The sequence below is a fragment of the Amycolatopsis sp. FU40 genome (assembly GCF_021903635.1).
In the GTDB taxonomy this organism is placed as follows: Bacteria; Actinomycetota; Actinomycetes; order Mycobacteriales; family Pseudonocardiaceae; genus Amycolatopsis; species Amycolatopsis dendrobii.
Window position 1 is genome coordinate 7,439,075 of sequence record NZ_CP091381.1, and the last position, 15,728, is coordinate 7,454,802.

Sequence of the window (15,728 nt, forward strand, 5' to 3'; positions counted from 1 at the left end):
GAACTAAACCAGGGGATGACCCACCACAGCACGATGTGCGCGCCCGCCGCACTGGCTAACGTTGGTGCTATGTCCCCTTTGCGAGTGAGTGACGTCGCGCTGGCGGCGGGCCTGCTCGTCATGGACGTGGGGCTCGCCGGAAACTTGCTGATCGACGAGGAGCCCTGGCGGCTGCCGGTCTCCGCGGTCATCGCGACGCTCATCGCCGCCGCGGTTCTGCTGCGACGGCGGGCTCCGGTGCCGCTATTGATCGGCACCGTGGTGGTTTCCGCGTCCGCCGCGGCTTTCGGGCTGTTGTGGGATCCGTTCGTCGGGGCGGCTCTCGTGCTGTACGTCGTGCGTCCGCCGCGCGCTTTGCCTGCCGCGGCCGGGGTTGCGGCGGTGTCGGCGGCTACCGCGGTCGTGGGGCAGTGGTGGTACGCGTTCGGCGTTCCGCTGGCGTTGCTCACCTGGGGACTGGCCGAAGCGGTGCGGTCCTGGCGCGCGCAAACGGCGCGGCAGGAACGGCAACGCGAGCACCGGATCCTGGTCGACGAGCGCGTCCGGATCGCGCGCGAACTGCACGACGTCGTCACACACGGGATGGGCTTGATCGCGGTGAAGGCGGGCGTCGCCAACCACGTCGCGGACAGCCGCCCGGAGGAAGCGCGCGACGCGTTGCGGGTAATCGAGCAGACCAGCCGCGCGGCGCTCGGCGAGATGCGGCGGTTGCTGCATGTGCTGCGCGACGAGACCGACGAAACCCCGGCCGATCCGCTGGCCGCGTTGCCGCAGCTCGCCGAACGCGCACGGCAGGCCGGGGTCGACGTCGAGTTGTCCGTCCTCGGCACCGCGCGGGTGCCGGAACCGGTCGCGCTGGCCGCATACCGGATCGTGCAGGAAGCGGTGACGAACGTCGTCAAACATGCCGCGCCGGCCCGGTGCCGAGTGGTCGTGGCGGTCGCCGCGGCCGAGATCCGGATCCAGGTCAGCGACGACGGCACCGCTCCGATCGGCGAGTTCCGGCTCGGGCACGGGCTGACCGGTATGCGCGAACGCGTCGCCCTCTACGGCGGCGAACTCGTCGCCGGCCCCGGTCCGGACGGCGGGTTCCGCGTCGCCGCCACGCTCCGGTGTGCCGATGCCTGACCAGATCCGGGTCGTCGTCGCGGACGACCAAGCTCTGCTGCGCGGGAGTTTCCGGCTGCTGCTCGACAGCGAACCGGACTTCACCGTGATCGGCGAGGCCGCGACCGGGGCCGAGGCCGTCGAGCTGGCGGTGGCGGAAAAGCCGGACGTGGTGCTGATGGACGTCCGGATGCCGGTGATGGACGGCATCGAAGCGACCCGGCTGATCGGCGAACGCGCCCCGGACGTGCGGGTACTGGTGCTGACCATGTTCGACCTGGACGAGCACGTCTTCGCCGCACTGCGCGCCGGAGCGACCGGCTTCCTGCTGAAGGACACCCGTCCGGCCGACCTGTGCTCGGCGGTGCGCGTGGTGGCTTCCGGAGACGCGTTGCTCGGCCCGTCCATCACCCGTCGGTTGGTCGCGCAGTTCGCGCGGATCCCGGACGCCCCGCCGCGCGCGGACGTCGCTGCCTTGGCTCCACGCGAACGCGAGGTGCTCACGCTCGTCGCGAGCGGACTGTCCAATGTGGAGATTACAGAGCGGATGCAGCTGTCGATGGCGACGGTGAAGACCTACGTCGGACGGCTGCTCTCGAAACTCGACGCCCGGGACCGCGCACAGCTGGTGATCGTCGCGTACGAATCCGGTTTGGTCCGCGCCCGGAGCTAGCGCCACACCGCCTCGGCGCGATCGCTGGCTTCCTGCGTGAAGTAGTCGCCCGTCTCGAGGTCCTCCAGCAGCGTCGGATGGTTCGGCGTCCAGCCCAGCAGTTGTTGGGTGTGCGCGCTGGACGCAGGCACGTCGAGCGAGAAGAACCTTGCCAGGAAAGGGTTTCCGAGGTGTTCGGCGGCTTCTCCGAGCGTCAGTGAGGCCGTGGGGATGTCGAGCAACTGCGCGATCTTCTCCGCGACGCTCTTGATCGTGACGGTTTCCCCAACCCCGTGCAGCACACCCCCCGCTTTCTCCAGCGCCAGCCGGAAAAGCACCGCCGCGTCGTCGCGATGGACGGCAGGCCACCGGTTGGCGCCGTCGCCGATGTACGCCGAGACACCCGCCCGCCGCGCACCCGCGATGAGCGCCGGGATGAAGCCGTGATCGCGCGGTCCGTGCACGGTCGGCGCGAGCCGCACGACGCTGGCGCGGACGCCCCGGTCGGCGAACCCGAGGCAGGTCTGCTCGCCGGGGATGCGGAAATAGGCGACCGAATCGGGATCCGCCGGGTCGAGTTCCGTGCTGACCTGGTCGGCTTTCATCACCAGCGTGCCCGACGTGCTGACGAACGGTTTGCCGGTGCCGGCCAGCGCCTGGCCCAGCGCATCGATGGCCGCGCAGTCGCGGCGGATGAGGTCGTCCGGGTCGGCGTAGCTGCCGCCCTGGGCCATGTGCAGCACGCCGTCGGCGGCTTCAGCACCGCGGCGCAGGCTGTCGAGATCATCGAGATCGCCGGGATGCGGCGTCGCGCCGAGCGATTCCAGCCGCGCGGCGGAGGCGTCCGAACGAGCCAAGCCGGTGACCGTGTGCCCGGCCCGGACCAGCTCAGCGACGACGGCGGGACCGGTCTGACCGGATCCGCCGGTGACGAAGACATGCATGAAAGGCTCCTTAGCGTCAGTCACTGACTCTACGCGTAGCGACAGTGACTGACGCAATGTGGTGTCAGTCACTGGCGCAACCGCCGGGTAGGCTCAGGACGTGCCACGGAGCGGAGCAGAAGCGCGCAGCCGCCTCAAACAGGCGGCGCTGGAGCTGTACCGGGAAAACGGGTTCGACAAGACGACCACCGCGGAGATCGCGGCCCGGGCAGGCGTCACCGAGCGCACGTTCTTCCGGCACTTCCCGGACAAACGCGAGGTGCTCTTCGACGGCGAGGCCGACCTGCGCTCGGACCTGACGAAGTCGGTCGCCGAAGCCCCGGAAGGCCTGGCTCCGCTGGAAATCCTGCTGCGCGCCTTCAAGAAGGCCGGGCGGATCATGGAGCGCAACCTCCCGTTCGCCGAACCCCGGCGCGACCTGATCGCGGCGACGCCGACCCTGCGCGAACGCAACCTGGCCAAAGCCGCGATGCTCGCCGAAGCCCTCGCGGAAGCGTTGCGGGAGCGAGGGGTCGAGGATCGGCTGGCACGGTTGGCCGCTCATGCCGGGTGGGCGACGTTCCATCACGCGACACAGGCGTGGATCAGCGACCCTGGGCGGGGGTTGGATGAGTACCTGGACGAGGCGTTCGCCGATCTGCGGGAGCTGGGGGCGCGGGGAGGGTTGTGAGTGTTTATGCCGGTTCTAACCGGCATGAACACTCACGAGACCCGCGCCCATGCCACCCGGCCGTGCAGACGTGCGGTGGGGATGAATGCGCGGCCTGGGGCGGGGAGGGCTGGTGCAGAAGGCTTGCCGCGCGGAGCAGCGGAGGGCTGAGCGCAGAGGGCTGAACGCGCGGCCAGAATGCGGAGCCGGCGCGAGAGCCAGCGCGGAGGGCTGATCGCAGAGGGCTGAACGCGCGGCCAGAATGCGGAGCCGGCGCGGGAGCCAGCGCGAAAGGCTGAGCGCAGAGGGCGGAGCGTGGAGCCCCAGCTGCAGCGGGCTGCGGCGGGAAGGGCCTGGGTGCGAAGGCTGGAGGGCGGAGAGGGGCGCGGGGAGGCGAGGCAGGCAGCAAAAAGCCCCTTCCGCGGCGGCAGGAGGGGCGGGTTCTCGTGAGTGGCGATCCCGGTTAGAACCGTGATCGCCACTCACGACACGCTCAGCGGCGCTTGGGTTTCCACACCACCAGGGAGGTGGTCTGCCGCAGCGGCACGAGGTCCTTGCGGTAGGACGCGTGCACCGCGGCGGCGGCCTGTTCGGCGGCCGCGTACGCGGCGGCGAGTTCTTCGGTCAGCTCGTGCACCCGGGACTGCAGTGCGTCGACCTGGTTCTCCAGTTCGATGATGCGCTTGATGCCGGACAGGTTGACCCCGTCCTCCTGCGAAAGGCGCTGGACCTCGCGCAGCAGGGCGATGTCGCGCAGCGAGTAGCGCCGTCCGCCGCCGGCGGTGCGGCCTGGCGAGACCAGGCCGTGCCGGTCGTAGGAGCGCAGTGTCTGCGCGTGCAGTCCGGAAAGCTGGGCCGCCACCGAAATCACGAACACCGGGGTGTCCTCGTCCGCGCCGTGCGGGAGTCCCGGATTACCGCCGAACATCACCCTCACCTGCCTTCGAGCAACTCGGTGATCTCAGGCCGCGGGTCGTGGCCCTTCATCGCCTCGGCGTAGGCCTCGAGTGCCGACCGCGCCTTGTCGTCGAGCTTCGCCGGGACCGCCGTTTCCAGGGTGACCAGCAGGTCGCCTTGCGCGCCGTCCCGCTTCTGAATGCCCTTTCCGCGCACTCGCAACACTCGCCCGCTCGCGGTACCCGCGGGCACCTTGAGCGAGACCTTGCCTTCGAGCGTCGGCACCGTGACGGTCGTGCCCAGCGCGAGTTCGGTGAAGTCCACCGGCACGGTGAGCGTGAGGTTGAGGTCCTTGCGGCCGAACAGCTTGTGCGGGGCCACGTGCACGCGCACGTACAGGTCGCCCGCCTGTGCGCCGCCCCGGCCGGGTTCGCCCTGGCCGGCCAAGCGGATCCGCTGGTCGTCCTTCACGCCCGGCGGGATGCGCACGGTGAGCGTGCGGGTGCGGGTGCTCACGCCCTCGCCGCCGCACTCCGGGCACGGGTCGTCGATGATCTTGCCCCGGCCGCGGCAGTCCTGGCACGGCTCGGAGAACGCGAACGCGCCCTGGCTGCGGCTGACCAGCCCGGACCCGCTGCAGGTCGGGCAGATCCGCGGTGAGGTGCCCGGCTTCGCGCCGTTGCCGCCGCAGGTGGAGCAGGTGGCCGGGCTCGACAGCCGCAACGGCAGCGTCGCGCCCTTGACCGACTCGAGGAAGTCGATCCGCACGTCGGTCTCGACGTCCGCGCCGCGCTGCGGCCGGTTCGCCGTGGCACCGGCGGCTCCGCCCCGGCCGCGGCCGAAAATGCCGCCCAGGATGTCGCCGAGACCGCCGAATCCGCCCTGCTGGCCCTGCGCGCCCGCCTGGTTGAACAGGTCGCTCATGTCGAACCCGCCGGCGCCGCCACCGGGGAAGCCGCCGAATCCGCCCGCGCCGCCGGAGCCGAAGAGCGTGCGCGCCTCGTCATACTCCTTGCGCTTGGCCGGATCGGACAGCACGCCGTACGCCTCGGACACGGCCTTGAACTTGTTCTCGGCAGCGGTGTTGCCCGCGTTGGCGTCCGGGTGGTTTTCCTTGGCCAGCTTGCGGTAGGCCTTCTTGATCTCGTCCGAGGTCGCGTCGGAGGAGACACCCAGCTCTTTGTAGAAGTCCTTGCCGATCCACTCCCGAGCACTCATCGGGTGTCTCCTCCTTTCGCTGCGAACCGATTGTTACTGCTGGCCGGACTCATCGACCGAACCGTCGAGCGGCAGTTCGCCGCCGACCGGCGGATCGACCGGCTGCTCCGCCGGGGCTTCGCCGGGCTCGTGGTCGGTCACGCCGACCAGCGCCGCGCGCAGCACCCGCTCGCCGAAGCGGTAGCCGCGACGCATCACCAGGGTGACCGTCGGGCCCTTCACGTCCGGGGACGTATTGTGCTGCACGGCCTCGTGGATGCTCGGGTCGAACTCTTCGCCCTCGGCCCCGAACGCTTCCAGGCCGGACCGCTCAAGGCTGGAGACCAGCTTGTCGGCCACCGCCTTGAACGCGCCGGTGAGATCGCCGTGCTGCTCCGCGCGCTGGAGGTCGTCCAGCAACGGCAGCAGATCGCCGACCACGGACGCCTTCGCGCCCTGCACCACCGCCTCCCGGTCGCGGTCGACCCGCTTGCGGTAGTTCGCGTACTCCGCCTGCAACCGCTGCAGGTCCGCAGTGCGCTCGGACAGTTGCTTTTCGACGTCCGAAGACGACACCGTGGCCGGTTCCTCTGCGGAATCGCCCAGCGAGGGGCCCGCGTGCTGCACGGGCTCCTCACCGGCCGGAGTCTCCTCCGCGGCGGGCGGGCGGACCTCGCCGGTCTGCGGGTCCACCCGTCGCCGATCCCGCACGACTACCGGTTCCTCGGGGCCAGGACCCTCGGTCTCGGAGTGGCGGGGGGTCACTTCTTCTCGTCCTCTTCCACGATCTCGGCGTCGACCACGTCGTCCGCCTTCGACTTCGGAGCGTCGCCCGCGGCACCGGCCGCGCCCTCAGCACCCGGAGCGCCTTCGGCACCCGCCGCGCCGGCGTTCGCGTACAGCGCGCTGCCCATCTCCTGCGAAGCGGTGTTCAGCTTCTCGATGGACTCGCGGATCTTGGCCGAGTCGGTGCCCTTGAGCGCCTCGTTCGCCTCGTCGATCGCGGTCTTGACCTTGCCCTTGAGGTCCTCGGGCAGCTTGTCGTCGTTGTCCTTCACGAACTTCTCGGTCTGGTAGACCAGCGTCTCCGCCTGGTTGCGGGTTTCCGCTTCCTCGCGGCGCTTCTTGTCTTCCTCGGCGTGCGCCTCGGCGTCCTTGACCATGCGCTCGATGTCGTCCTTCGGCAGCGCCGAGCCGCCGGTGATCGTCATCGACTGCTCCTTGTTCGTGCCGAGATCCTTCGCGGTCACGTGCACGATGCCGTTGGCGTCGATGTCGAAGGTGACCTCGATCTGCGGCACGCCGCGCGGCGCGGGCGGAAGACCGGTCAGCTCGAACATGCCGAGCTTCTTGTTCGCCGCGGCGATTTCGCGCTCGCCCTGGAACACCTGGATCTGCACCGACGGCTGGTTGTCGTCCGCCGTCGAGAAGATCTCGGACCGCTTGGTCGGGATCGTGGTGTTGCGCTCGATCAGCTTGGTGAAGACGCCGCCCTTGGTCTCGATGCCCAGCGACAGCGGGGTCACGTCGAGCAGCAAGACGTCCTTGACCTCGCCCTTGAGCACGCCGGCCTGCAGCGCGGCGCCCACCGCGACGACCTCGTCCGGGTTCACGCCCTTGTTCGGCTCGCGGCCGCCGGTCAGCTCCTTGACCAGTTCGGACACCGCGGGCATGCGGGTGGAACCGCCGACGAGGACCACGTGGTCGATGTCGCCGACCGCGATGCCCGCGTCCCGGATGACGTTGTTGAACGGCTGCCGGGTGCGCTCCAGCAGGTCCGAGGTGATCTTCTGGAACTCGGCGCGCGACAGCGTCTCGTCGAGGAACAGCGGGTTCTTGTCCGCGTCCACCGTGATGTAGGGCAGGTTGATGCTGGCGGAGTTGGAGCTGGACAGCTCGATCTTCGCCTTCTCGGCCGCCTCGCGGATGCGCTGCAGCGCCATCTTGTCCTTGGTCAGGTCAATGCCGTTGGTGGCCTTGAACTTGTCGACCAGCCAGGTGACGATGCGCTCGTCCCAGTCGTCGCCGCCGAGGTGGTTGTCACCGGAGGTGGCGCGCACCTCCACGACGCCCTCGCCGATCTCCAGCAGGGACACGTCGAACGTGCCGCCGCCGAGGTCGAAGACCAGGATGGTCTGTTCCTTCTCGCCCTTGTCCAGGCCGTAGGCCAGCGCGGCCGCCGTCGGCTCGTTCACGATCCGGAGCACGTTCAGGCCCGCGATCTGGCCGGCTTCCTTGGTGGCCTGCCGCTGCGCGTCCTCGAAGTACGCCGGGACGGTGATCACCGCGTCGGTGATCTCCTCGCCGAGGTACGCCTCCGCGTCGCGCTTGAGCTTCATCAGCACACGCGCGCTGATCTCCTGCGGCGTGTAGGCCTTGCCGTCGATCTCGGTCTTCCAGTCGGTGCCGATGTGCCGCTTCACGGACCGGATCGTGCGGTCGACGTTCGTGACGGCCTGGTTCTTCGCCGGCTGGCCCGTCAGCACTTCGCCGTTCTTGGCGAAGGCGACGATGGACGGGGTGGTACGGGAGCCTTCCGAGTTGGCGATGACCGTCGGCTCGCCGCCCTCAAGGACGGCGACGACCGAGTTGGTCGTGCCGAGGTCGATGCCGACCGCTCGCGCCATGGTGCTTCCTCTCGTGTTCTGGACTGGGTTGCTGCTATGTTCGTGACCTGCGGTTTCGAGGCACTCTTGAGTACCTTCTTAGCAGGTTCGGAAGGTCTCGCGCACGGCCTGGTCCACCAGACTTGAGCCGACTGCGCTCAACCTTGCTATCAGGATAACGGCGGACCCCCCGGTCTTGTTCCCGGGTTCACCCGCAGAATTCGCCCCGCGGTGGTGTGACGCCACTCACCAGGTACCGGGCCTCGGCGCTCCGCACGCATTCGGAGTTGAGCAGTCCGGTGTGGCCGTCGGAGAGGTACGTGAGCAGCACCGATCCGTCGATGCTCGCGGCGAGCCCGTGTGCCCATGGCAACGGCGTCGCCGGGTCGTGCGCACCGCCGACGACGAGGATCGGCGGCGCTCCGTGCACCGGATGCGGCTGCGGCGGGTTCAGCGCGGGCAGCGGCCAGCCGGTGCAGCCCGCGCCGATGTCCCAGTACTCGCTGTAGCGCCAACTGTGCGGGGCGACCGCGCGGATCACCCGGGCGGTCGCGCGCAGGTCCGCGAGCCCGGTGAACGGCGACGGGAAGTCCTGGCAGCCGATCGAGCGGTACGCGCCATAGGTGTCACTCGCGAACGACGAGTTGGTCGCGAGCGCGCTCGCGTCCGGGTCCGCCAGCGCGCGGCCCAGTGCCGGCCACTCGGCTGGAAGATAGAGGTGTCCGTACGCGCCGGAGGCCAGCTCCTCGCCGGTCGCCTTGCGGCCCAACACTTTCGCGTACGCGCCGTGGGTGACGAGGTCGTCGTAGCGGGCGAGCGCGTTCTTGCCGTGCAGCGCGCACTCCGGCGAGCGGTCGCACCACGCGGCGAACCGCAGCAAGGCGTCCTCGGTGGCAGCGGCCTCCTCGACCATCGCCTGCCGCGTCGGCCGGGCATGGTCGACCGCGCCGTCGAGCACCATCGTGCGCACCCGGTCCGGATGCTTCGACGCGTAGACCGCGCCCAGTTCGGTGCCGTACGAGACGCCGAGCCAGGAGATCTTCCGCTCGCCGAGCGCGCCGCGGATCGCGTCGATGTCGTCGGCGGCGCTTTGGGTGTCGACGTGCCCGAGCATCGGGCCGGTCTTGGCCAGACAGTCCTCGCCTGCCGCGCGGTTGTGCGCGACGAAGGCGTCGTACTGCTGGCGCGTGCTGGGGAAGAGGCCGATCTTCGGGTCGTACAGCTTCGCCTGGGCACAGCTGATCTTCGGATCGCTGAACCACACGCCACGCGGGTCGAAGCCGATGATGTCGAAGCGGTCGCGCAACGGTTTCCGTGCCGAGCCGATGACCTTGGTGTCGAGTCCGCCGAAGCGCACGAAGCCGACTCCGGATCCGCCCGGCCCGCCCGGATTGACCAGCAGCGAACCGACCCGATGCCGCTGGTCGGCCGCGGGCAGCCGGGTGAGCGCGATGTGCGCCGTGCCGGTTTCCGGATGAGCACGGTCGATCGGCACCTCGATCTGGCTGCACTGCGCGGTCGGTTCCTGGTCGGTCCCGCACGGCGTCCAGGTCAATGCCGGGGTTGGTGCGCTGACCAGCGGAAGCAGGGTCAGCACGGCAGCGGCCAGGTTCATGCCCGGCGCACCTGCGCCGCCCGGTCGTCGGCCGCGGTGCGGAGCACGACCGTCTCCGCGTTCCGGACGACCCCTTGCTGCACCGGGATTTCCACCACCGCGACCGGCGTCGTGGCCTGCGGTTCAGGCGAGTGGCCGATCGCCGCGGTGATCGCGAACGCCCCCACCGCGCCCGCCAGCACCGCGGCCAGCAGCCGCGTTTCGAGTTTTCGCATGATGTGTCTGTTCTCCCCTTCAGACGGCCTTGACGGTGACGCTGCCGCTGTCCGTGTTCAGCTCGAGCGTCTTCGCGTCCGGACCTGAGTTCTGCGGAATGTCGATGCTGCGGCGACCGCTCTCGCTGCTGCCGGTGACCTGGTAGGACCCGGTGCGCGGCACGGACACCTCGACGCGGCCGGAATCGGCCTGCGCCTTGACGTTGCTGGGCTGGGTCAGCGTGAGCTCGATCCGCCCGCTGCCCGCCGAGACGTCGACCGGCCCGCGCAGCCCGTCGCCCTCGATCCGGCCGGACTGGCTGTGCACCTGCACCTCGCCGACGTTGTGCAGTTCCGTCGAGCCGCTGTCCATCCGGAGCTTGACCGGGCCCGCGACGTCCTGCATCCGAGCCTGCCCGGAATCGGCGGTGACGTCGACGCTGCCGACGCCCGCGAAGTCCAGCGTGCCGGAGTCGGAGCTGCCCGTGACCGGAATGCCTGCCGGGACGATCAGTTCCATGTCGGCGGTGCAGTTGCGCCCGCAGTCGACGATGACGAGCTGGTCGCCCTCGACGCGGTAAGCGTCGCCGGGTTCGCCGCTGAAGTGGTAGCGAAGCGTCTGGTGCACGCGAGCCGCGCCGGCTGCCGTGCGGATGCGCACGTCGCCGGAACCGTTCTCCAGCTTCACCCCGCGGATCTCCTGCGTCAGCGTCGCGTCCCGCGAAACCGTGGAACCGAACCCCCACCCGCCGAACCCGATCGCCACCCCAACGCCGATCACCGCGATGCCGGCCACTGCCAGAAGCGGGCGTGCCATGTCAGTTCCCCTCAGTACCACTCTCGGCTGTCTGGAAAGACGTTAGAAGGTGCGGGCCCCCGGGGACATCCGGTAAACCCCCCGAAACATCCCTGAGGCGGCGGCGCTCAACCCGGGGTCTTAACCTGGCGGCCGGAGAGCCCCGTTGATCAGGAGGAACCCATGCCCCAGCCGCCCAATCCCTACGACTACCTGCCGTCGGTTCCCTCGTTCACCCTGCGCAGCACGGACATCGCCGACGGCGAGACCCTGGCCCAGCCGCACCTGTCGGGCATCTTCGGCGCCGGCGGCGAGGACCGCTCGCCGCAGCTGGCGTGGGAAGGCTTCCCGGAGGGCACCCGCAGCTTCGCGATCACGGTGTACGACCCGGACGCCCCGACCGCCAGCGGTTTCTGGCACTGGGCGGTGTTCAACATCCCGGCCTCGGTGACTTCGCTCGAGGGCGGCGCTGGTGACTCCGCGGGGTCGGGACTGCCTTCGGGCGCGGTCTCGCTGAAGGGGGACGGCGGGGTGAAGCAGTACCTTGGCGCCGCACCGCCTCCCGGACACGGGCCGCACCGGTACTTCTTCGTGGTGCACGCGCTGGACGTGGAAACGCTGGAGGTTCCGGAGGACGCTACGCCCGCGTTCCTGGGATTCAACATGTTCGGCCACACGCTCGGGCGGGCCACGTTGGTGCCGGTTTACGAGAACAAGGGCTGAGTTCGGCCATGGCGGAGCCGACGGTGGAGGTTGCGGACGGCGTGGTCTTTCCGCAACCTCTGCCCGACACCGCGGGCGGAGTGGTCCTCGGCGCCGACGGACGCGCGTTCGTGCAGTTCCGCAGCCCGGACCGGCCGCGGTATCCGAGCACGTGGGACGTCGTGAGCGGCCACCTCGAACCGGGCGAGACGACGCTGGACGCGCTCGCCCGCGAGGTCTTCGAGGAAACCGGCTGGCGGCTGCGCCGCGTGGCAGGGAACCTCGGCCGCCACCGCTGGCCGCTCGACGACGGCGAAGAGATCGGCGATTTCTACCTGATCGAGGTCGAGGGCGACCTCGCCCGCCCAGTCCTGGAATGGGACAAGCACCCGCACAGCGCCTGGTTCGGCAAGGAAGACCTGGACCGGCTGCTGGTGAACTGCGCACCCGGCGACACCTTGATCCGGGACGTCGTGGCCGCCGCCCTCTCCGTCCACAATGGATCTACCGGAGAGACTCCCGGTTGACCCCCTCGCGTTCGAGGAACCGGCCCTTCGTGTGCTCCTCGAACCCGAACTGCCGGTACAACCCGTGTGCGTCCGCCGTGTGCAGCATCCACCGGAACTGCGCGCCCGGCCCGTGGTCGATCATCTCGCGCACGAGTTCCTTGCCCAATCCGCTTCCGCGCGCGGACTCGACCACGAACACGTCGCCGAGATACGCCGAGGTCACTCCGTCGGAGAAGGCTCGCGCGAATCCGACCTGCCGTCCGTCCGCGCGCGAGTAGGCCCCGACGACCCGCCACGATCCGGCGATCGCCGCTTCCACCTGTTCCCGCGTCCGCCAACGGCCCCAATAAGCCTCGGTGGAAAGGAATTCCCACAGCACGTCGAGGTCGAGCCGCTCCCGCCGGTCGTCGACCTCGTATTCACCCACGACCCTCATGCCCGGCAAGCTAGCCGACCGGGTCCCGGTAACTCCACCGAATTCAAGCGGGCTTGAGCAGATAGTCCACCACCGGCCGCAACTCCTCCGCGGACGGCGGCTCGTCGTCGATCAGTCCCTGGATCAGCAGCCCGTCGATTCCCGCGAGGAACACCCGGAACGCGACCTCGTCGTCGTGCCGGACCATCGAGGTCAACACATCCAGCCAGCGCCGCGCGGCGGGGCGCAGCTCCGGTTTGCGCGCGGCCAGCAGGTACAGCTCGTACTCCGCCATCGTGCGGCCCCGGCGCGGCCCGAGCGCCTCCGCGAGCAGGCCAGCGACCTCTTCCGCACCGCGGCTGCCGCGCGAGCGGGCGCGGTCGATCATCCAGTACACCTCGGTCGCCATGTCGCGCGCGCACGAAATGAGCGTCGCCACGAGCAGGTCGTCCAACGAGGAGAAGTGATAGGTCGTGGACGTCGTCGGCACGCCCGCTTCGGCCGCGACCGTGCGGTGTGTGACCCCGGCGACGCCGTCGCGTTCGATCACCCGCAGGGTCGCTTCGATGATCTCCGTGCGCCGCTTCTCGCCGCGGGCCTTGCGGCCGTCGGTCTGGATTTTCACGACTGGCTCCCGACCTCGATGAGCACCACCCCGCCGATCACGAGCACCAGCCCGGAGATCACCGCGAGGTTGATCGGCTCCTTCAGGAACAGCACGCCGACCAGCGCGACCAGCGCCACGCCCGCCGCCGCCCAGATCGCGTAGGCCACCCCGATCGGCAGCCCGAGCTTGAGCACCCGCGACAGCGCGAAGAACGCCAGCCCGTACCCGAGGACCACCAGGATCGACGGCGTCACCTTGGCGAAGCCCTCGGAGAGTTTGAGCGAGACGGTAGCGGTCACTTCTGCGGCGATGGCCAAAGCGAGGTACAAGTAAGCACCCATAGCTAACTAAATTACCTGAACGATCGTCCCACTTGCTAGCGAGGCGTGCACCACATCGGTGGGACTTGGGGCCGCCACACCGGTTACCCATCAGTAAGAAGCGTTACCCTGCTCGGCACCGGCGCGCTCGCGCGGCGGCACCACCACACCGGACGAAAGGCACCCGACGATGGGCGCTGTACAGCTGACGCTCGGGGGGATCTCCGTCCTCCTGGGCATCGTCGCCTGGGGAATGTTCATCGCGACCATTGCCCGCTTCGTGCGGGTGATCAAGCTCGGCCAGCCGGACGCGACCCGCAACGGCCCGTTCCTGCCGCGCTTGATGACCCTGATCAAGGAGTTCGCGGCACACACCCGCATGGCGAAGTTCCGCCAGGTCGCCCCGTGGCACTGGCTGGTCATGTGGGGCTTCCTGATCGGGTCGCTCGCGCTGTTCGAGGCCTACGGCGAGGTGTTCGTCCCGACCTGGGGCTGGCCGATCCTCGAGGACTGGTCGCTGTGGAGCCTCCTGATGGAGCTGCTCGGCGTCGGCACGGTCGTCGGCGGCGTCGCGCTCGCGATCATCCGGCAGCTGAACCACCCGCGCCGGGCCGACCGGCTGTCGCGGTTCGCGGGCTCGAACTTCAAGTGGGCCTACTTCGTCGAGGCCGTGGTGATCGTCGAGGGCATCGGCATCATCGGCGTGCGCGCGGGCAAGGCCGCGATGCACGTCCACGAGACGCCGACCTGGGCCGCGTTCGTGTCGAACCCGCTCAGCGAGCTGCTGCCCTCGAGCGCGGCGCTGGTGTCGGTGTTCGCCTTCATCAAGCTGATGAGCGCCACGGTCTGGCTGATCGTCGTGGCCCGCACGATGACCATGGGCATCGCCTGGCACCGGTTCAGCGCGTTCTTCAACATCTACTTCAAGCGCGAGGCGGACGGCGGCGTCGCGCTCGGCAAGGTCAAGCCGATGATGAGCAAGGGCAAGGTGCTCGACCTCGAAGAGGCGGACCCGGACGAGGACACCTTCGGCGTCGGCGCGATCGAGGACTTCAGCTGGAAGGGCTGGCTGGACTTCTCCACCTGCACCGAATGCGGCCGTTGCCAGTCGCAGTGCCCGGCGTGGAACACCGGCAAGCCGCTGTCGCCGAAACTGCTCATCACGCAGCTTCGCGACCACGCCTACGCGAAGGCTCCGTACCTGCTCGCGGGCGGCAAGCGCGACATGGCCGGCGACGAGGTCGGCTTGTCCGGCGACAACATGTACGCGGGCATCGACGTCCTCGCGATCGCTGAGTCGCAGAAGGCGCTCGTCGGCGACGACGGCGGCGTCATCGACCCGGACGTGCTGTGGTCCTGCACTTCCTGCGGCGCCTGCGTCGAGCAGTGCCCGGTCGACATCGAGCACGTCGACCACATCGTCGACATGCGCCGCTACCAGGTGATGATCGAGTCGTCGTTCCCCACGGAGCTGAACGGCATGTTCAAGAACCTGGAGAACAAGGGCAACCCGTGGGGCCAGAACGCCAAGGACCGGCTGCAGTGGACCGAAGACCTCGACTTCGAGGTCCCGGTCTTCGACGGCGACCTCGGCGACGCGGAGTACCTGTTCTGGGTCGGCTGCGCCGGCGCGTTCGAGGACCGCGCGAAGAAGACCACGCGCGCGGTTGCCGAGCTGCTGCACATCGCGGGCGTCAAGTACACCGTGCTCGGCTCGGAGGAGTCCTGCACCGGTGACCCGGCTCGCCGCGCGGGCAACGAGTTCCTGTTCCAGATGCTGGCGCAGCAGAACGTCGAGGTGCTGAACTCGGTGTTCGAGGGCCGGGAACGCAAGGCGCGCAAGGTGGTCGTCACCTGTGCGCACTGCTTCAACACCCTCGCCAACGAGTACCCGGAGCTGGGCGGCCAGTTCGACGTCGTGCACCACACGCAGTTGCTGAACCGCCTGGTGCGGGAGAAGCACCTGACGCCGGTCGCGCCGGTCGCCGAGGACGTCACCTACCACGACCCCTGCTACCTGGGCCGGCACAACAAGGTCTACGACGCTCCCCGCGAGCTCGTCGGCGCGTCGGGTGCGCAGCTGCGCGAAATGCCGCGGCACGGCGACCGCTCGATGTGCTGCGGCGCGGGCGGCGCGCGGATGTGGATGGAAGAGAAGATCGGCAAGCGGATCAACGTCGAGCGCGTGGACGAGGCGCTCGGCACCGCTCCGTCGAAGATCGCCACCGGCTGCCCGTTCTGCCGCGTGATGCTCACCGACGGCGTCACCTCGCGCCAGAGCGACGGCATGGCGAGCGAGAAGGTCGAGGTCGTGGACGTCGCGCAGCTGCTGCTCACCGCGGTGAAGCGCAAGCCGGAACCGGCGCTGGTCGCCTCGGGCGCGCCCTCGCTGGACGAATCGGACGCGGAGCTGTCGGCCAAGCCGGACGTTCCGACCGACGAGAAGCCGACCGGAACGCCGTTGCCCGAGGGCGACGACTGAGGTTCTCCCTGACGACGGCCCCTGGCATCCGCGGAT

At 69.4% G+C, this 15,728-nt stretch carries 17 protein-coding genes; 6 read left to right on the forward strand and 11 right to left on the reverse strand.

Annotated elements, in window-relative coordinates; all coding sequences use genetic code 11:
* Positions 1 to 69: 69 nt before the first annotated feature.
* A complete protein-coding gene (locus L3Q65_RS35020; RefSeq protein ID WP_237597614.1) occupies positions 70 to 1,128 on the forward strand; it encodes a sensor histidine kinase in 1,059 nt (352 codons plus the stop codon).
* On the forward strand, positions 1,121 to 1,780 hold the full coding sequence (locus L3Q65_RS35025) for a response regulator transcription factor (protein WP_182892861.1): 660 nt from the start codon (positions 1,121 to 1,123) through the stop codon (positions 1,778 to 1,780). Before L3Q65_RS35020 ends, L3Q65_RS35025 begins: the two co-directional genes overlap by 8 nt.
* Here the strand turns inward: L3Q65_RS35025 and L3Q65_RS35030 are convergent.
* The gene (locus tag L3Q65_RS35030; protein WP_237597615.1) at positions 1,777 to 2,703 is read right to left on the reverse strand and encodes an SDR family oxidoreductase; all 927 of its coding nucleotides are present in this window, start codon (positions 2,701 to 2,703) and stop codon (positions 1,777 to 1,779) included. The two genes, L3Q65_RS35025 and L3Q65_RS35030, sit on opposite strands and share 4 nt — an antisense overlap.
* Before the next feature lie 100 nt (positions 2,704 to 2,803).
* Between L3Q65_RS35030 and L3Q65_RS35035 the strand changes: the two genes are divergently transcribed.
* Positions 2,804 to 3,373, forward strand: coding sequence for a TetR family transcriptional regulator (locus L3Q65_RS35035; RefSeq protein WP_182892863.1), 570 nt, complete (start codon positions 2,804 to 2,806; stop codon positions 3,371 to 3,373).
* Between the two features lie 472 nt (positions 3,374 to 3,845).
* Here L3Q65_RS35035 and L3Q65_RS35040 read toward each other — a convergent pair whose 3' ends face one another.
* The 7 genes from L3Q65_RS35040 to L3Q65_RS35070 form a co-directional block, all read right to left on the reverse strand.
* Positions 3,846 to 4,280, reverse strand: a complete 435-nt coding sequence (locus L3Q65_RS35040; protein ID WP_037808901.1) for a heat shock protein transcriptional repressor HspR — start codon at positions 4,278 to 4,280, stop codon at positions 3,846 to 3,848.
* 5 nt (positions 4,281 to 4,285) lie between these two features.
* The gene (gene dnaJ / locus L3Q65_RS35045) at positions 4,286 to 5,467 is read right to left on the reverse strand and encodes a molecular chaperone DnaJ (RefSeq protein ID WP_237597616.1); all 1,182 of its coding nucleotides are present in this window, start codon (positions 5,465 to 5,467) and stop codon (positions 4,286 to 4,288) included.
* Between the two features lie 33 nt (positions 5,468 to 5,500).
* The gene (grpE, locus tag L3Q65_RS35050; protein ID WP_182892865.1) at positions 5,501 to 6,211 is read right to left on the reverse strand and encodes a nucleotide exchange factor GrpE; all 711 of its coding nucleotides are present in this window, start codon (positions 6,209 to 6,211) and stop codon (positions 5,501 to 5,503) included.
* Complete coding sequence (gene dnaK / locus L3Q65_RS35055) at positions 6,208 to 8,073, reverse strand: molecular chaperone DnaK (RefSeq protein ID WP_043831585.1); 1,866 nt, start codon at positions 8,071 to 8,073, stop codon at positions 6,208 to 6,210. Before dnaK ends, grpE begins: the two co-directional genes overlap by 4 nt.
* Positions 8,074 to 8,260: 187 nt before the next feature.
* The gene (locus L3Q65_RS35060) at positions 8,261 to 9,667 is read right to left on the reverse strand and encodes an alpha/beta hydrolase (RefSeq protein ID WP_182892866.1); all 1,407 of its coding nucleotides are present in this window, start codon (positions 9,665 to 9,667) and stop codon (positions 8,261 to 8,263) included.
* Positions 9,664 to 9,882, reverse strand: a complete 219-nt coding sequence (locus tag L3Q65_RS35065) for a hypothetical protein (protein WP_182892867.1) — start codon at positions 9,880 to 9,882, stop codon at positions 9,664 to 9,666. The genes L3Q65_RS35060 and L3Q65_RS35065 overlap by 4 nt, the downstream gene beginning before the upstream one ends.
* Before the next feature lie 19 nt (positions 9,883 to 9,901).
* Positions 9,902 to 10,678, reverse strand: coding sequence for a DUF4097 family beta strand repeat-containing protein (locus L3Q65_RS35070; protein ID WP_182892868.1), 777 nt, complete (start codon positions 10,676 to 10,678; stop codon positions 9,902 to 9,904).
* Between the two features lie 162 nt (positions 10,679 to 10,840).
* On the opposite strand from L3Q65_RS35070, the gene L3Q65_RS35075 reads away from it, so the two are divergent.
* Together L3Q65_RS35075 and L3Q65_RS35080 are read left to right on the forward strand one after the other, a co-directional pair.
* Positions 10,841 to 11,380 carry a YbhB/YbcL family Raf kinase inhibitor-like protein gene (locus L3Q65_RS35075; RefSeq protein ID WP_182892869.1) on the forward strand — a complete coding sequence of 180 codons (540 nt, stop codon included), beginning with the start codon at positions 10,841 to 10,843 and terminating at the stop codon, positions 11,378 to 11,380.
* Between the two features lie 8 nt (positions 11,381 to 11,388).
* Complete coding sequence (locus L3Q65_RS35080) at positions 11,389 to 11,886, forward strand: NUDIX hydrolase (protein ID WP_182892870.1); 498 nt, start codon at positions 11,389 to 11,391, stop codon at positions 11,884 to 11,886.
* On the opposite strand, the gene L3Q65_RS35085 is transcribed toward L3Q65_RS35080, so the two are convergent.
* Genes L3Q65_RS35085 through L3Q65_RS35095 form a run of 3 tightly spaced genes read right to left on the reverse strand, consistent with a single transcriptional unit; the run spans position 11,864 to position 13,231 of the window.
* The gene (locus tag L3Q65_RS35085; protein WP_116199406.1) at positions 11,864 to 12,304 is read right to left on the reverse strand and encodes a GNAT family N-acetyltransferase; all 441 of its coding nucleotides are present in this window, start codon (positions 12,302 to 12,304) and stop codon (positions 11,864 to 11,866) included. The genes L3Q65_RS35080 and L3Q65_RS35085 overlap by 23 nt on opposite strands.
* Positions 12,305 to 12,347: 43 nt before the next feature.
* Positions 12,348 to 12,908, reverse strand: coding sequence for a TetR/AcrR family transcriptional regulator (locus tag L3Q65_RS35090; protein ID WP_009085017.1), 561 nt, complete (start codon positions 12,906 to 12,908; stop codon positions 12,348 to 12,350).
* Complete coding sequence (locus L3Q65_RS35095; protein WP_182892871.1) at positions 12,905 to 13,231, reverse strand: multidrug efflux SMR transporter; 327 nt, start codon at positions 13,229 to 13,231, stop codon at positions 12,905 to 12,907. Before L3Q65_RS35095 ends, L3Q65_RS35090 begins: the two co-directional genes overlap by 4 nt.
* A gap of 169 nt (positions 13,232 to 13,400) precedes the next feature.
* Between L3Q65_RS35095 and L3Q65_RS35100 the strand changes: the two genes are divergently transcribed.
* On the forward strand, positions 13,401 to 15,692 hold the full coding sequence (locus L3Q65_RS35100) for a (Fe-S)-binding protein (RefSeq protein WP_182892872.1): 2,292 nt from the start codon (positions 13,401 to 13,403) through the stop codon (positions 15,690 to 15,692).
* Positions 15,693 to 15,728 lie beyond the last annotated feature (36 nt).

What these genes read in the sequence shown, in the direction of transcription:
- dnaK (WP_043831585.1), bottom strand. Translation starts at nt 8,073, where the DNA reads ATGGCGCGAGCGGTCGGCATCGACCTCGGCACGACCAACTCGGTCGTC.
- L3Q65_RS35040 (WP_037808901.1), bottom strand. Translation starts at nt 4,280, where the DNA reads ATGTTCGGCGGTAATCCGGGACTCCCGCACGGCGCGGACGAGGACACC.
- L3Q65_RS35080 (WP_182892870.1), top strand. Translation starts at nt 11,389, where the DNA reads ATGGCGGAGCCGACGGTGGAGGTTGCGGACGGCGTGGTCTTTCCGCAA.
- L3Q65_RS35025 (WP_182892861.1), top strand. Translation starts at nt 1,121, where the DNA reads ATGCCTGACCAGATCCGGGTCGTCGTCGCGGACGACCAAGCTCTGCTG.
- L3Q65_RS35020 (WP_237597614.1), top strand. Translation starts at nt 70, where the DNA reads ATGTCCCCTTTGCGAGTGAGTGACGTCGCGCTGGCGGCGGGCCTGCTC.
- L3Q65_RS35030 (WP_237597615.1), bottom strand. Translation starts at nt 2,703, where the DNA reads ATGCATGTCTTCGTCACCGGCGGATCCGGTCAGACCGGTCCCGCCGTC.
- L3Q65_RS35060 (WP_182892866.1), bottom strand. Translation starts at nt 9,667, where the DNA reads ATGAACCTGGCCGCTGCCGTGCTGACCCTGCTTCCGCTGGTCAGCGCA.
- L3Q65_RS35085 (WP_116199406.1), bottom strand. Translation starts at nt 12,304, where the DNA reads ATGAGGGTCGTGGGTGAATACGAGGTCGACGACCGGCGGGAGCGGCTC.
- L3Q65_RS35100 (WP_182892872.1), top strand. Translation starts at nt 13,401, where the DNA reads ATGGGCGCTGTACAGCTGACGCTCGGGGGGATCTCCGTCCTCCTGGGC.
- L3Q65_RS35070 (WP_182892868.1), bottom strand. Translation starts at nt 10,678, where the DNA reads ATGGCACGCCCGCTTCTGGCAGTGGCCGGCATCGCGGTGATCGGCGTT.
- L3Q65_RS35095 (WP_182892871.1), bottom strand. Translation starts at nt 13,231, where the DNA reads ATGGGTGCTTACTTGTACCTCGCTTTGGCCATCGCCGCAGAAGTGACC.
- dnaJ (WP_237597616.1), bottom strand. Translation starts at nt 5,467, where the DNA reads ATGAGTGCTCGGGAGTGGATCGGCAAGGACTTCTACAAAGAGCTGGGT.
- L3Q65_RS35075 (WP_182892869.1), top strand. Translation starts at nt 10,841, where the DNA reads ATGCCCCAGCCGCCCAATCCCTACGACTACCTGCCGTCGGTTCCCTCG.
- L3Q65_RS35065 (WP_182892867.1), bottom strand. Translation starts at nt 9,882, where the DNA reads ATGCGAAAACTCGAAACGCGGCTGCTGGCCGCGGTGCTGGCGGGCGCG.